Genomic DNA, 14,861 nt, shown 5'->3' with positions numbered 1-14,861 from the left:
TGCGCACGCGATGCGGAGTGTCGTGCCCCTGTATCCATGCTGCAGGGGCATCGTGTTTCACGTGAAACGTCGCTCTCTGCTGCAGGGGATCATCAGCCGCGGTCGCGCCGCTGCCGCGCCGCGGCATCGCAGGCCCGTTAGGGCTACGGAGTTGTCCACAGACGTGGAGTCGTCCACAGAAGAGCGGGCCTCGCTGGTTCACGACCCCGAAAGCATGGCAGGCTCTGTTCATTGCGAGCCTGAAGTCGAGGAGAGTGAATCCTTGCGGTCCGACGCCAACATCGCGGGACCGATGACCGACCCGGTCCCCGGTCCCAGAACCGAATCGGCGGGGGAGGGTGTTTCACGTGAAACACCGCCGCCGATGGACGACACACCCATCGGTCGTGCGGCACAGCTGGCGGTCGAGGCCATCGGCCGCGCCGGCGAGGGGCTGCCCCGCCCCGACCGGACACGCATCATGGTGGTGGCCAACCAGAAGGGCGGCGTGGGCAAGACGACCACGACGGTCAACCTCGCTGCTTCGCTCGCGCTTCACGGCGCGCGCGTTCTGGTGATCGATCTCGACCCGCAGGGGAATGCCTCTACGGCTCTGGGGATCGATCACCACGCCGAAGTTCCCTCCATCTATGACGTCTTGGTGGAGAGCAGGCCCCTCTCAGAGGTGGTTCAGCCCGTCCAGGACGTCGAGGGCCTCTTCTGCGCCCCCGCCACTATCGATCTCGCCGGTGCGGAGATCGAACTGGTGTCGCTGGTGGCGCGGGAGAGCCGACTCCAGCGAGCGATTCAGGCGTACGAGCAGCCGCTGGACTACATCCTGATCGACTGCCCGCCCTCGCTGGGTCTGCTGACGGTCAACGCCCTGGTCGCCGGTGCCGAGGTGCTGATCCCCATCCAGTGCGAGTACTACGCGCTGGAAGGGCTCGGCCAGCTGTTGCGCAATGTGGACCTGGTACGGGGACATCTCAATCCCGAGCTGCATGTGTCGACGATTCTGCTCACCATGTACGACGGCAGAACCAGGCTCGCTTCGCAGGTCGCGGAGGAGGTGCGGAGCCACTTCGGCAAGGAGGTGCTGCGCACCAACATTCCCCGGTCGGTGCGCATTTCGGAGGCACCGAGTTACGGGCAGACCGTGCTGACCTATGACCCAGGTTCGAGTGGGTCGCTGTCTTACCTCGAAGCGGCGCGTGAGATCGCCCTACGAGGTGTTGGGGTGCAGTACGAGGCCCGGCATGCCCATACGGGCAGCGGGAACAGCCAGCAAAACATTTCGGAGGGGATTCAGTGAGTGAGCGTCGTAGAGGGTTGGGGCGTGGGCTGGGTGCCCTGATCCCCGCCGCTCCGCAGGAGAAGCAGATGCCGGGCGCGGCCTCTGCCGGTGCGGGCCCTGTTGTCGCGCCGGGGCGCGGGGTGGCCGCCGCGAAGGTGGCCTCTCTGGCGTCCGCTCCGGTTGTGCCGGAGCCCAGCGCGCCGGCGTCGGAACCCGTCGCGGCCGTGGAAACGGTGGGCGTCGCAGGAGCGTACTTCGCCGAGATTCCGCTCGGAGCCATTACGCCCAATCCGCGGCAGCCCCGTGAGGTGTTCGACGAGGACGCGCTCGCCGAGCTGGTGACGTCCATCAAGGAGGTGGGCCTTCTCCAGCCCGTCGTCGTCCGGAAGGCGGCAGCGGACCGCTATGAGCTCATCATGGGTGAGCGACGCTGGAGGGCGTGCCGCGAGGCGGGGCTGGAGCGGATCCCCGCCATCGTCCGGGCCACGGAGGACGAGAAGCTTCTCCTGGACGCTCTCCTGGAGAACCTTCACCGGGCTCAGTTGAACCCCCTGGAGGAGGCGGCGGCGTACGACCAGCTGCTCAAGGACTTCAAGTGCACGCATGACCAGCTGGCCGACCGCATCGGGCGCTCCCGCCCGCAGGTCTCCAACACCCTGCGTCTGCTGAGGTTGTCGCCGCAGGTTCAGCGGAGAGTCGCGGCCGGGGTGCTGTCGGCGGGACACGCGCGGGCGCTGCTTTCCGTGGACGACTCGGAGGAGCAGGACAAGCTGGCGCATCGCATCGTGGCCGAAGGGCTGTCGGTGCGCGCGGTCGAAGAGATCGTGACGCTGATGGGCTCCACGTCCTCGAGTTCAGCCAAGTCCAAGAGGCCGAGGGCCGGTGGCCGGGTGTCACCGGCGCTGTCCGAGCTCGCTTCCCGCCTGTCGGATCGCTTCGAGACCAGGGTGAAGGTCGACCTCGGGCAGAAGAAGGGGAAGATCGTCGTCGAGTTCGCGTCGATGGAGGATCTCGACCGCATTCTCGGCAGCCTGGCACCGGGCGAGGGCCGGGTGCTGGGCCAAGGAGCGGCCGAGGAGCGCACTGAGGGCGACAAGGACTGAGCCGACAGAACAGAAGTAAAGGGCGGGCTGTGCTCCGGCGGACACCGGAACACGCCGGCCCTTTGCTTTCTCACGGTGTCGGCTTGGTGCAGGGCTGGATACGATGCGTTGGTACGGCCCATCCGACTTGAGCAGCCTCGGCGGAGCGGGATCCGCGACCGGTGAGTCGCGGCCGATTGGTGGGGCTGGGCTCGGAGGCTGTCGCAGGACTCGCCGGTGGCCCGCTCCCGTTCCGCAAGCGTGGCGCACTGGCGGCCGTATGCGATGCGGCAGGCGAAGAAAGCGAGGAACAGCTTTTATGGGGCGTCGGCTCGTACCGCTCACACTGGACAACCTTTCCGATCTCCCCAAGCGCTGCCGCTCGTGCGTCTTCTGGGAGCTTGATCCGGTCAGCGGAGATGCCGCGATGAAAGCGGGAACGCCCGAGCTGGAGAAGGAGGCATGGATCTCGGCCGTTCTGCTGGAGTGGGGATCCTGCGGCCGTGTGGTCTACGTCGACGATGTGCCGGTGGGCTTCGTCCTCTACGCTCCGCCGGCCTATGTCCCGCGCTCGATGGCGTTCCCCACGAGTCCGGTCTCTCCTGACGCCGTACAGCTGATGACCGCGTGGATCACGCCCGGATACCAGGGGCAGGGGCTGGGCCGGGTGATGGTGCAGACCGTCGCCAAGGATCTGCTGCGTCGGGGATTCAAGGCGATCGAGGCTTTCGGGGATGCTCGTTGGAAGGAACCGGCCTGTGTGCTTCCTGCGGATCATCTTCTCGCGGTCGGCTTCAAGACCGTGCGACCTCATCCCGTTCATCCGCGGCTGAGGCTGGAACTCCGGGCGACACTCTCCTGGAAGGAGGATGTCGAGCTGGCACTCGACCGGTTGCTGGGAGCCGTTCAGAAGGAGCCGGCTCTCCGGCCGCTGTGATCCGCTGCCGCGATCCGGGATCTCGGGGCAAAGCGAAACGGTCCGTCCCCTCGGGGGCGGACCGTTTCACGTGAAACGACGAAAAGCTGTCTTACTCGCCGATGAAGCTTTCGAGGTCACGGAGGATCGCGGCCTTCGGCTTGGCGCCGACGATGGTCTTGGCGACCTCACCGCCCTGGTAGACGTTCAGGGTCGGGATGGACATGACGCCGTACTTGGCGGCCGTGGTGGGGTTCTCGTCGATGTTGAGCTTGACGATCTCGATCTGCTCGCCGTGCTCGGCGGCGATGGCCTCCAGGGACGGCGCGATCTGGCGGCACGGACCGCACCAGGCAGCCCAGAAGTCAACCAGGACGGGCTTCTCGCTCTTCAGGACGACCTCGTCGAAGGTGTCGTCGGTCACGTTCTTCAGGGCGCCGGCCACGGCGGCCTCCTTCTAACTACTCGGGGTGTGGGGTGTGGGGACGGGATCAGACGGTCGCCGCTGCGGCCTTTTCCTCATCGGCGAGCGCGGCGAGGAAGCGCTCGGCGTCGAGAGCGGCCGAACAACCCGTGCCGGCGGCGGTGATCGCCTGCCGGTAGGTGTGGTCGACGACGTCACCGGCGCCGAAGACACCGGTCAGGTTGGTACGGGTCGAGGGGGCGTCGACCTCGAGGTAGCCCTCGTCGTCGAGGTCGAGCTGTCCCTTGAAGAGCTCGGTGCGCGGGTCGTGGCCCACCGCGATGAACAGGCCAGTCACCGCGATCTCCGAGGTCTCGCCGGTCTTGGTGTTCCGCAGGGTGAGGCCGGAGAGCTTCTGATCGCCATGGATCTCGGCGACCTCGCTGTCCCAGGCGAACTTGATCTTCGGGTCGGCGAAGGCACGCTCCTGCATGGTCTTGGACGCGCGGAGCGTGTCGCGGCGGTGGATGATGGTGACCGACTTGGCGAAGCGGGAGAGGAAGGTTGCTTCCTCCATCGCGGTGTCGCCACCGCCGACCACGGCAATGTCCTGGTCCTTGAAGAAGAAGCCGTCGCAGGTGGCGCACCAGGAGACACCGCGCCCGGAGAGGATGTCCTCGTTGGGGAGGCCGAGCTTGCGGTGCTGGGAGCCAGTCGCCACGATGACGGCCTTCGCACGGTGAACCGTGCCCGCCGTGTCGGTGACCGTCTTGATGTCACCGCTGAGGTCCACGGAGACGATGTCGTCGGGGACGAGTTCGGCGCCGAAGCGCTCGGCCTGGGCGCGCATGTTGTCCATGAGCTCGGGGCCCATGATCCCGTCCTGGAAGCCCGGGAAGTTCTCTACATCGGTGGTGTTCATCAGCGCGCCGCCTGCGGTGACGGCGCCCTCGAAGACCAGCGGCTTCAGCGAGGCACGTGCGGTGTAAAGGGCGGCCGTGTAGCCCGCAGGGCCGGAGCCGATGATGATCACGTTACGGACGTCGCTCACGGGTTTCTTCCTCGTCTCTGCAGACTGCCTACTGTCCACGCCTAGTGGGGTCGGTTCAACGACTCTCACCCCACCCAACGGATCCTACGGGGGATGCATTCCCCTCGCGGTGGGGCCGCGTCGGGCGCTGTTCTCAAGGGCGTGCGTAGGTGTGGGTGAGCAGCAGCTTTCCCTTGGTGGCGCCCTTGTCCCGGGTGCAGGCCGCGTCGACGACGTATGCCTGGACGCGGGTCGACTCGGAGCGGTGGGGCAGGACGACGAGGAAGGCGTCCTGCCCTTCGTAGGTTCCCGCTTCCACTGCAAGGGCCGGGGCGTCGCGGCCGATTCCTTGCCGGATGCAGTCAGGGACGGAAGCGGCCGATGTGCGCAGGGGCGTTTGGGGCGCCTCGGAGGCGGAAGGGGCGTTCCCGGGCGGCGACTGAGCCATGACGGAAGGCGGCTGCTTCTCGGCGTCGACGCCGTCCGGGGCTGACGGCCTCCTGTCGGCGTGCCGCAGAAGCGCGCGCACACGCCCTTCGAGGGCGGACTCCGAGAAGATCGGCGTCCCACTCGCCGTGGAGTTGGAGTCGCGGTTCGCCGCCTTGGTTGCCGCAGTGTCGTGGGACGTCTGGTCGTTCTGCAGCAGGAGGATGCCCAGGCCGATGACGGCCGCGCCGAAAGTGGCACCGAGCACGGCCGCGCCGCGCCGGCGCCGGGTGGGGCGACGTCCCGGGCCGGTGGCCGCCCCGGGACGTCCTGCGGGGCGGACCGGGGCGGGGCTCTCCCTTTCGGGTTTCGTCGTTGCGCCCGCTTCTGTTTCACGTGAAACACGCGCCGAGGGATCGGAAGCCGTGGTGTCGACAGCCGCAGCGGCGAGTGCGGCGTCGATACGGTCCACGACGTCGTCGGGCATGCGCTGCGGTGCAGGAACAGTGCCGAGCAGTTCACGGATCTCGATGAGCGAGGCATGGACGTCGCTACAGAGTTCGCACCCGTTCACGTGCTGTCGTACCTCGTCCGCGCGTGACGGCGGGAGAAGCCCCTCCGTGAGGTCGGAGAGCTCCGAGACATCCGTGTGCCTGCTCGTGTCGGTCGATGTCATGCGTGTCCACCTCCGCCCTTCACCGCAGCGGGATCACTTGCGTCCGTATCTTTCGGCCCCGATGCGGGTGGGACGGACGCACGTGGCGTCCGGTTCCTTTCCGCGGCGGGCCCAGCCACTGCCACGCCTTCGTCGCGCAGATGCGTGAGCAGGGGAGCGAGTCGGGCCCTGCCGCGGGCACAACGACTCTTCACCGTGCCGGTGGGCACGTCGAGGATGCGCGCGGCCTCGGCGACCGGATATCCCTGCATGTCCACGAGGACGAGCGCCGCGCGCTGCTCTGCGGGAAGGGTGGACAGGGCGGCCAGGAGCTCTCGGTGCAGATCCTGACGCTCCGCAGGCGCCTCTGCGGACTCGTGCGGTTCGAGGAACTGCTCGAACCGTTCCGCGTCGTCGACCGGCGAGGTCTTGCGGGAGGCCGCCTTGCGCACCCGGTCGAGACAAGCATTGATGGTGATGCGATGCAGCCAGGTGGTGACGGCGGACTGACCACGGAAGCTATGGGCGGCACGGAAAGCGGAGACCAGGGCGTCCTGGACGGCGTCGGCCGCTTCTTCGCGGTCGCCGAGGGTACGCAGCGCCACGGCCCACAGCCGGTCCCGATGGCGGCGGACCAGCTCACCGAAGGCATCGGGTTCACCAGCCACATGGCGAGCGAGGAGGTCTGAGTCGCTGAGTGGTTCAGACGGCTCCGTGGCCACCTCCCCCTCCTCCCTCTCCGTATCAAGATCCGTCTGTCTATCACGATTCGAAGGAACAGCGGCAGAGGGCGGACGAGGCGGGGTTCGTCGGGGTGCGGTGGTGCGCGGCATCTGGGGCGCGGCACGGAGCAGCCCGGTGGGAGAGGATCCCACCGGGCTGCTCCATCAGCCGAGTACCGAGATCTCTGAGATGCCGCCCCGGTAGCCGTCGGACGTGCCGTCCGACGGCAGCTCGGTGATATGAACCAGGACGAAGCGGGCCCGCACCGGCTTGTCCAGGGTCTGCTTCAGCTCGCTCCCCACGGTTTCGAGCTTCGTGAGGTGCTGGGGGAAGTCCGCGAGTGACGACGGGGCGGTGGCGTCCGGGGCGGCCGCGAGTACCTCGGCCTTCTGCCCGCCCCGGAACATCTCGATCTCCACGCCTCGGATGTTCTGCACACTTCCGAGGTCGACGACTATGCCGCTGCCATCCCTGCGGGGCGAGAGGTTGCCGAAGTTCGCGTAGCCCACGTACCGATGGGTGATCCAGGCGGACCCGGGATCACCGTCGACTGCCTTCGAAGCGTCCTCCGGGCTTATCCCGGAACCACTGGGCATGAACTCCAGGGCGCTGTCGAGCCGCAGCGGCTTGGGCGCAGCCAGAGGCTTGTTGTCAGGGCTGGGCGAAGTGGTCTGCGTGCTGTCGGTCCCCGAGTCGTCTCCCTGGCCGAGGAACTTCTCCGCCAGCTGCCAGCTGCCGAGTCCCAGGGCGGCGATGAGCAGGGCGGAGACCGCCCACTTCAGGGCCTTGCCGGTGCGGCTCTGCAGCGGGGCCGGCGGTACGGGGACGGGCGCGGTGGCGGCCACACCGGGACCTGCGGGAGGCCGTCGGTAGGTGCCCTGCTGGTAGGTGGTGCGCTGGTACTCGGGGGGCGCGGTGAAGGCGGGCTCCGGGGGCCGGATGCGGGGCATCGCGGACACGGCCTTGGCCAGCTCGTCCGGCGTGGTGCACGGCTGTTCCTGCCGGGAGGCCGTGGCCCCGTCATTGGCCAGGGCGCGCATGGCGAGCTCGGAGAGACCGCGGTGCACACCGGCCCGCACCTGGTCGGGGGCGATCAGACCCATGCCCTTGGGCAGTCCGGACAAGCCGTAGGCATCGGTCTCGTATGGCCAGCGCTGGGTCAGCGCGGCGTAGAGCAGGGCTCCGATCGCCTCCGTGTCCGCTCGCTGCGGCTTGTCGGAGGTGATGCCACGCAGGGCCGCGTTCACTGTGAGGCCGCGGATCCGGTACTGGCCGGTCGAGCTTCGCAGCACCGCCCCCGGCGTCAGCCTCAGATGGGCGAGGCCCTCCCGGTGTGCCGCTGCCATGGCCTGGGAGACCTGGCTGACGAGCTGGTACGCGTCGTGCGCCTCCATCGGCCCGGCCGCCAGCAAAGAGGTCAGCTCGGTGGCGTCGGGAAGCCACTCGTGGACGACGTAGACGAGGTCGTCCTCCTCCACCGCGTCGAGAACCTGGACGAAACGCGGGTCGCCGAGCAGCGCGGCGGACCGGGCTGCCGCCAGCACGGAACGCGCGCGGGGGTGGTCGGCGGGAAGGACATGGACCCCCACCGCGCGGCGCAGCTTCTCGTCGACAGCGCGCCAGCTGCTGAATCCGTCCAGACGGGTGATGCACTCCTCGAGCCGGTAGCGTCTGGCGAGTTTGTGCCCGCTGTGCAGGTCGGGGGTCGGCAGGGAGGACTCGGAAGGGTGGAGCCTGCCGTCCGCGTCCTGTGACTTCCTGTCCGTCGAGTCCTGCGCTTCTGCCGTACCGTCGGCCGTGGCCTCGTCCGCCTTGGCGGCCAGCAGCTTCTCACCGCTGTTGTCGGCCACGTCGACGGCAGCCGTGCTACGTTCCGCCACCGTCGTTCCTGCCTCCCCATCCGTTGCGCGATGCCAGCCAGCTCTGCACAGTCATGCCAATTGTGCCCACACTCCGGCGCTATGCACGACACGCCAGAGGCGGTGATGGTTGTGCACCGGGATCCTCAGCGCCCGAGCCGCCCGCGGACCATCCCGACCAGCCCGTTGATCTCCTCGATCCGCATCCGCTTGCCCGCGGCGACGAAGACGCCCAGCAGAACGGCCCCCCCGCAGACCAGCGCGACGAGCGATCCCAAGGCGCCGTCACCGAGGCCCCTGAGTACGGCGAAGCCGATCCCGCCACCGAGCACCGCCGCCGGGACGGCGGCCAGGCACAGACGGGCGTAGGTGCGCACGACGTGCGCTCCGTCCAGATCACCGCCCAGCCGGTTGCGCAGCCGCCGCCAGGCGACGCCCACACCGACGGCATAGGCGAGCCCGTACGAGGCGGCCATGCCGACCACGGCCCACTGGGCGGGCAGCACCACGTAGCAGAGGGCCGAGGCCGCGGCGTTGACCGCGGCGACGATGACCGTGTTGTAGAAGGGCGTGCGGGTGTCCTCGTAGGCGTAGAAGCCGCGCAGCACCACGTACTGCACGGAGTACGGGATCAGGCCGAGGCCGAACGCCATGAGGATGAAGCCCATGGAACGGGCGGCCTCGGTGCCGGCGGAGGAGTACAGCAGGGTGCACATCGGCAGGCCGAGCGCGAGGAACATGAACGCGACCGGCACGATGGCGACGGCCGAGTTCCGCAGCCCGTGGGAGATGTCGTCACGGACGGCACCCGGGTCGTCGTCGTGGGCGGCGCGGGAGATGCGGGGCAGCAGGGCGGCCATGACCGACACGGTGATGATCGCCTGCGGCATGCCCCAGATCAGCTGGGCGTTGGAGTAGGCGAGGAAGCCGGTGCCGTCCTTGCCGGACAGCTTGCCCGCCGAGGTCGCGAGCTGGGTCACGACGATCACGCCCGCCTGGTTGGCCAGGACGAACAGGACGGTCCACTTGGCCAGCTTGATCGTCTTGCCGAGGCCGTGTCCCCGCCAGTCGAAGCGCGGACGGAAGCGGAAACCGGCCTCGCGCAGATACGGGACCATGGCCAGGGCCTGGACGACCAGGCCGAGCAGTGTGCCGATGCCCAGCAGCCGGATGCCCTCCGGCGGAATCGTCTGGACACCCATCTGGGATTCGGCGGACGTGCCGTAGACCCAGATGAACATGCCGAACGTGAAGATCATGACGATGTTGTTCAGGACCGGGGTCCACATCATCGCGCCGAACCTGCCGCGGGCGTTGAGGATCTGGCCCATCACGACATGGATACCCATGAAGAAGATGGTGGGCAGGCAGTACCGGGCGAACGTCACGGCGACGCTGTTGGCCGCCGCGTCCCGGGCAATCGTCGGCGACATCATGTGGACCAGCCACGGAGCGGCGAGGACCACGAGCGCGACGATCACCCCGAGCGCGACCATCACCAGGGTCAGCAGCCGGTTGGCGTAGGCCTCGCCGCCGTCCTCGTCGTCCTTCATGGAACGGACGAGCTGCGGAACGAAGACCGAGTTCAGACCGCCACCCACGGTGAGGATGTAGATCATCGTCGGCAGGGTGTAGGCGATGGTGTAGCTGTCGCCGAGCAGGGCCGCGCCGAGTGCGGCGGTCATCACGAGCGTGCGGACGAAGCCGGTGAGCCGGGAAACGAGCGTGCCGGCCGCCATCAAGGCACTCGACTTCAGGAGCCCGGAGGCCCGGCCGCCGGACTTGCGCGGTGCGGGCGCCGGGGCGGCCTCGGGCTCGACCGCGACGGGGGAAGCACCCGTCGGCCCCTCCTGGTCGCGGAGCAGATGCGCGAAGGCATCCGGCTGCTCCCGGTCCTGGGGTGCCTGGGCGACGAGATGGTCCCCGACGAACTGGTTCGCCGCCGAGGCGTCGCCGTACGGCAGATGGTGCGACGGACCCTCGGGCTCCGGCGGAGGCGTCTGGGCCCAGACGCGCGGATCGGTTGCGTACGGTGCCGGGGGAGGCTGCTGGTAGAGCGGCTGGGGCTGCGGGTGGGTGCCGGGTGGTGGGGGGTGCGCGGCGCGGTCGTACAGTGCCTCGTTCACCGGGTCCTGGGCGGAAAGGTCCTGGGCCCGGTAGGCATCGTGGTCGTACGCGGCTTGCAGGTACGGGTCGGGCGCCGGCGGACCCCCGCCCGGCCCGGTAGGCGCCGGGGGGCCGCCGGAAGACCCGGGCCCGCCCGTACCTCGACCGTGGTCACCGTCGTACGGCGCGTTCATCGAAACCCCACCTCATCGTCCCCGGCCGACCGGCCACCACAGACATCGCTCAACGTTCCACTTTCTCACCCGAGCCCGATGCCCCCCGACCGTCCGGACCGGTGTCCGGCGCAGGGTCACTCGGGTGCTCCGGTCCGCCGTCGCCGTTCCCATCCGTGACGTCGTCGTTCTCGTCCGTTTCGGGGGCGTTCCCGTCCGTGTCGGCGGCGTTGGCGCGCTTGCGTTGGGTGTACATCCTGATGCCGGCGAGGACCAGCAGCAGCAGTCCGCCGGCGATCACCAGCAGTACGGTCGGGGTGAGTTCCGAGACCTTCACGGTGAAGGCCATCTCCTCGCCGTACGGGGTGCCGTCCTCGGTGTAGAGCTGGGCCGTCATCTGCACCTGGCCGTTGACGTTGGCCGCGGCATCGAACTTCACGGACTGGCTGTGGCCGCCGGAGATCCGGACCGGCTGCTCCGCCACGGCTCCGTCGTCATTCAGCCTGAGCCGGGTCGCGTTGTCCGACTTCAGGCGGAGAACCAGGTTGTCCACACCCTGCACCAGCCGGTTCTGCACGGTCACGGGGATCGTGGCGCTGCGGCCGGACAGGGTGACGTCCGACTTCGGGATGAGCTGTACCTCGCCGACGAGGCTCTGAAGATAGGTGCGAACGGAATCCCGGTACTGCTGGGCCTCCAGGGGCCTGCCGCGCCACGACGTCGACACGGACCGGTTCACCGCGTTACCGAAGGGGGTGACCACCCGCTCGGGCTGGGTGAGGATGACCTGGAACTTGTTGAGCGAGACCTGGGTGGACTTGATGTCCTGGAACGCCTGGGTGGGCAGTTCCTGGTTGCGGAGCTTCTTCGGGTACCGGGAGGAGCTGGGGACGGCGCTCGTCGCGTCCGCGTCGGGCTTCTCCTCGGCCGCGTCCACGAGCCCGAGGGGCCGGGTCCAGCGGTCGTCGTCGAGGGCCTGCAGGGCACGGGCCATCGAATGGGCCTGGGCGACCGACGGCATCCGCTGCGGCGCGACGACGATGCTGCGCTCCGCGTCCGTTTCCTGACCGGTCAGGGCGAGGGTCTGGGCGAGGAACTCCTGCACGGCGAGGGTGGAGCTGCCAGCCTTGGACATGTCGCCCTCGAACGCGGTGGAGAGCCGGGCGTCGGCGACCACCGCGGTGGTACCGCCGCCGATAGGACGGGCCGCGGTGGGGGTGTACGACAGCTCGCTGGTCTCCTGGAGGCTGTCGCTGCGGGCGATCACGTTGTGGGCGCCGGCCGAGGTGGCGACATCGACGATCGCGGGGTCGACCGCTCCGTCGACGGGCCAGGCGAAATCCGTCGACGGTTTCACGTGAAGGATGGTCTGCACGGTCGACTCCGCCATCTCCGTGGCGGTCTGCAGGTGACTGAGGGTGCCGGACACGTTCTTGCCGCGGTGGGCGATGGCCGCCAGGTCGGGGTCGGCGAACGGCAGCGCGACGACCTCGCCATCGGACACCGCGGCCTCCAGGGCGGCGAGCCATTGCTTGGCGACGGCCTGGTTCTTCCCGGCGACGATGGTGTCGCCGGACTTGACCCGGTAGCCCCGCGCCATCGCGTCGACACTGGCCAGCAGGTCCGGATCGACGACCCAGGTCACCGGCAGCCGGCTGCCCAGCGAGACCATCTGTTCGAGGCGACCGCCGGGAGCGAGTTCGTCGGCCAGGGCGTCGTCCGCGAACACCGGAGTCTGTTCGTCGTCGGTGCCGGTCTCGGCAGTGACGTGAGCCGACGCGATGAGCGGCCAGAGATAGGTGATCTTCGTCCGGGACTCGCGTTCGTCCTCCTGCCATGGCAGGAAGGTGCGCTGGATCCCCAGCACCTGGTCGTACCGGGCGCGGGAGGTCTGCCCCGACAGCGAGACCCCGATCGGGTACACGCCGTCGTCGCCGAGCCCCAGTTTGCCCACAGGGACGGAGAGCTCGAAGTCCTGGCTGATCCCGGAGGCGAGCTTCGGGAGCTTCACCACGTACTTTCCGCCGAGCGGGGCGGGGTCGACGCCCGGCACGTACCCGGAGCGTTTTGCGACGTCGTCGATCGACGTCCGGCCGGTGATCCTCGAACCTACCCGGAGATCGACCCTCGCGTCGGTGATCGCGGCTTTGCCCCTGTTCGTCACCGTGCCGGCGATGGTCAGCGTGTCCCCCTTCGCCGGGGCGCTGGGGGACACGGTGTTCAAGGACACCTTCACGGCCTCCGACTCGGAGGGGGCCTTGGCGGGCACGTCGGCGTACGCGACGGGCGCGGCAGGCCCGACCAGCAGAGCCGCGACGAGAGGGGCCCCGGCGATGGACGCGGCTGCGCGCCGCAGCCACCGGCGGGCAGGAGAGGGACCGATCCCCTGATTGTCTGCCGCCTCGGCCACGCGCCTACCCGTCCCTCGTCGTAGTCAGATGGTGTCGATGGTTCTCGGTTGCTGCGTCCACGCATGGTAACGAGGTGCGCGGGTGCCCAGTGCTGCGGAGTGCGCTTCAAGATCGGAAGAGTCTCGCAGGGCGTGCCGGAACTCGGACGACCGGGCCGGTCCGGGCACGTACCCTTTTCTGTTGTGTCGAACGCCAACGAAGACAGCTCCAGCGCCCTGACCCAGGTGCAGCATCGCGCAGTCAGTGAACTGCTGCGGGTGTCACCGGTCGCCGACGACCTCGCCCGCCGCTTCCAGGATGCCGGATTCAGTCTTGCTCTGGTCGGAGGTTCGGTCCGGGACGCCCTTCTCGGCAGGCTCGGGAACGACCTCGACTTCACGACCGACGCCCGCCCCGATGCCGTACTGAAGATCGTGCGGCCGTGGGCAGACTCCGTGTGGGAGGTCGGCATCGCCTTCGGCACGGTCGGTGCACAGAAGGACGGCTACCAGATCGAGGTCACCACCTACCGGTCGGAGGCGTACGACAGGACCTCGCGCAAGCCCGAGGTGTCCTACGGCGACTCCATCCAGGACGACCTCGTCCGTCGCGACTTCACGGTCAACGCGATGGCCGTCGCGCTTCCGCAGAAGGGCTTCATCGACCCCCACGGCGGACTGGAGGACCTGGCCCAGCGGGTACTGCGCACCCCCGGTACACCCGAGGAGTCCTTCTCCGACGACCCGCTGCGGATGCTGCGTGCCGCCCGTTTCTCCGCGCAGCTGGATTTCGACGTGGCACCCGACGTGATCAGGGCGATGACGGAAATGGCCGGACGTATCGAGATCGTCTCCGCCGAACGCGTCAGGGAAGAGCTCAACAAGCTGCTGTTGTCCGCCAACCCCCGCAGGGGGCTGGCGCTGCTCGTCGACACGGGTCTGGCGCGGCACGTCCTGCCGGAGCTGCCCGCCCTGCGTCTGGAAAGTGACGAGCATCACCGTCACAAGGACGTCTACGAGCACTCGCTGACCGTCTTGGAGCAGGCGATCGGCCTGGAAGAGGACGGCCCTGACCTGGTCCTGCGCCTTGCCGCCCTCCTGCACGACATCGGCAAGCCGAGGACGAGGCGCTTCGAGAAGGACGGGCGCGTCTCGTTCCACCACCACGAGGTGGTGGGCGCCAAGATGACCCGGAAACGGATGACCGCGCTCAAATACTCCAACGAGATGGTCAAGGACGTCTCGAAGCTCGTGGAGCTTCATCTGCGCTTCCACGGCTACGGCGACGGCGAGTGGACCGACTCTGCCGTGCGCCGGTACGTACGGGATGCGGGGCCGCTGCTGGAGCGGCTGCACAAGCTGACCCGCTCGGACTGCACCACGCGGAACAAGCGTAAGGCCGCCGCCCTCTCCCGGACCTACGACGGTCTTGAGGAGCGCATCGCGCAGTTGCAGCAGCAGGAGGAACTGGACGCCATCCGGCCCGATCTGGACGGCAACGAGATCATGGCCACCCTGGGTATCGACCCCGGGCCGGTGGTCGGCAGGGCCTACGCCTTCCTGCTGGAGCTGCGGCTGGAGCACGGTCCGCTGGGACACGACGTCGCGGTCGGCAAGCTCAAGGAGTGGTGGGCCGCCCAGAACTGAGCGGCCGGCTCCGGCCCAGGAGAGGCGTTCCAATGCCTCTCACCGGTTCCAGCCAATAGGGGCAAGGGTGTGGTCGCTTTCATGTTTCACGTGAAACACGACGGCAGCGGGTAGGGGGGTGGGGGGGGGGGGGGTGGTTAAAACCACCACCACCCCAAACCCCCCCGGGGGGGGGTGTG

Annotated in this window: 11 protein-coding genes; 4 read left to right on the top strand and 7 right to left on the bottom strand. The window is 68.6% G+C overall.

All coding sequences use genetic code 11. The features are described 5' to 3' along the window. Nucleotides 1–214: 214 nt before the first annotated feature. The 3 genes from ACGF2V_RS01120 (at nt 215) to ACGF2V_RS01110 (ending at nt 3,292) form a co-directional block, all read left to right on the top strand. Entirely contained in the window at nt 215–1,291 is a 1,077-nt protein-coding gene (locus ACGF2V_RS01120; RefSeq protein ID WP_362619687.1) for a ParA family protein, read from the top strand. Next, nucleotides 1,288–2,376: a ParB/RepB/Spo0J family partition protein gene (locus ACGF2V_RS01115; RefSeq protein ID WP_362709919.1), complete on the top strand. Its 1,089-nt coding sequence runs from the start codon at nt 1,288–1,290 to the stop codon at nt 2,374–2,376. The genes ACGF2V_RS01120 and ACGF2V_RS01115 overlap by 4 nt, the downstream gene beginning before the upstream one ends. A 298-nt stretch (nt 2,377–2,674) precedes the next feature. Further along, the gene (locus ACGF2V_RS01110; RefSeq protein ID WP_362619383.1) at nt 2,675–3,292 is read left to right on the top strand and encodes a GNAT family N-acetyltransferase; all 618 of its coding nucleotides are present in this window, start codon (nt 2,675–2,677) and stop codon (nt 3,290–3,292) included. A 91-nt stretch (nt 3,293–3,383) separates the two neighbouring features. On the opposite strand, the gene trxA is transcribed toward ACGF2V_RS01110, so the two are convergent. From trxA to ACGF2V_RS01075, 7 genes are all read right to left on the bottom strand, one after another. After that, complete coding sequence (gene trxA / locus ACGF2V_RS01105; RefSeq protein ID WP_362619380.1) at nt 3,384–3,716, bottom strand: thioredoxin; 333 nt, start codon at nt 3,714–3,716, stop codon at nt 3,384–3,386. Between the two features lie 46 nt (nt 3,717–3,762). Next, nucleotides 3,763–4,725 (bottom strand): thioredoxin-disulfide reductase, encoded by a 963-nt coding sequence (gene trxB / locus ACGF2V_RS01100; protein WP_362619377.1) that lies wholly within the window; start codon nt 4,723–4,725, stop codon nt 3,763–3,765. A 133-nt stretch (nt 4,726–4,858) separates the two neighbouring features. After that, nucleotides 4,859–5,806 (bottom strand): hypothetical protein, encoded by a 948-nt coding sequence (locus ACGF2V_RS01095; protein WP_362619374.1) that lies wholly within the window; start codon nt 5,804–5,806, stop codon nt 4,859–4,861. Beyond that, nucleotides 5,803–6,507: an RNA polymerase sigma factor SigM gene (sigM, locus tag ACGF2V_RS01090; RefSeq protein ID WP_362619371.1), complete on the bottom strand. Its 705-nt coding sequence runs from the start codon at nt 6,505–6,507 to the stop codon at nt 5,803–5,805. Before sigM ends, ACGF2V_RS01095 begins: the two co-directional genes overlap by 4 nt. Nucleotides 6,508–6,672: 165 nt before the next feature. Continuing rightward, nucleotides 6,673–8,388 carry a protein kinase family protein gene (locus ACGF2V_RS01085; RefSeq protein WP_362619368.1) on the bottom strand — a complete coding sequence of 572 codons (1,716 nt, stop codon included), beginning with the start codon at nt 8,386–8,388 and terminating at the stop codon, nt 6,673–6,675. 125 nt (nt 8,389–8,513) lie between these two features. Continuing rightward, nucleotides 8,514–10,667: a murein biosynthesis integral membrane protein MurJ gene (gene murJ / locus ACGF2V_RS01080; RefSeq protein ID WP_362709922.1), complete on the bottom strand. Its 2,154-nt coding sequence runs from the start codon at nt 10,665–10,667 to the stop codon at nt 8,514–8,516. Between the two features lie 49 nt (nt 10,668–10,716). Continuing rightward, on the bottom strand, nt 10,717–13,056 hold the full coding sequence (locus ACGF2V_RS01075; RefSeq protein ID WP_362709924.1) for a DUF6049 family protein: 2,340 nt from the start codon (nt 13,054–13,056) through the stop codon (nt 10,717–10,719). Nucleotides 13,057–13,239: 183 nt separating this feature from the next. Between ACGF2V_RS01075 and ACGF2V_RS01070 the strand changes: the two genes are divergently transcribed. Next, nucleotides 13,240–14,682 carry a CCA tRNA nucleotidyltransferase gene (locus ACGF2V_RS01070; RefSeq protein ID WP_362709926.1) on the top strand — a complete coding sequence of 481 codons (1,443 nt, stop codon included), beginning with the start codon at nt 13,240–13,242 and terminating at the stop codon, nt 14,680–14,682. Nucleotides 14,683–14,861: the final 179 nt, after the last annotated feature.

Origin of the sequence: Streptomyces sp. NPDC047982 (assembly GCF_043204165.1) — a bacterium.
In the GTDB taxonomy this organism is placed as follows: Bacteria; Actinomycetota; Actinomycetes; order Streptomycetales; family Streptomycetaceae; genus Streptomyces.
This window is presented reverse-complemented; position numbering and strand designations above follow the sequence as displayed.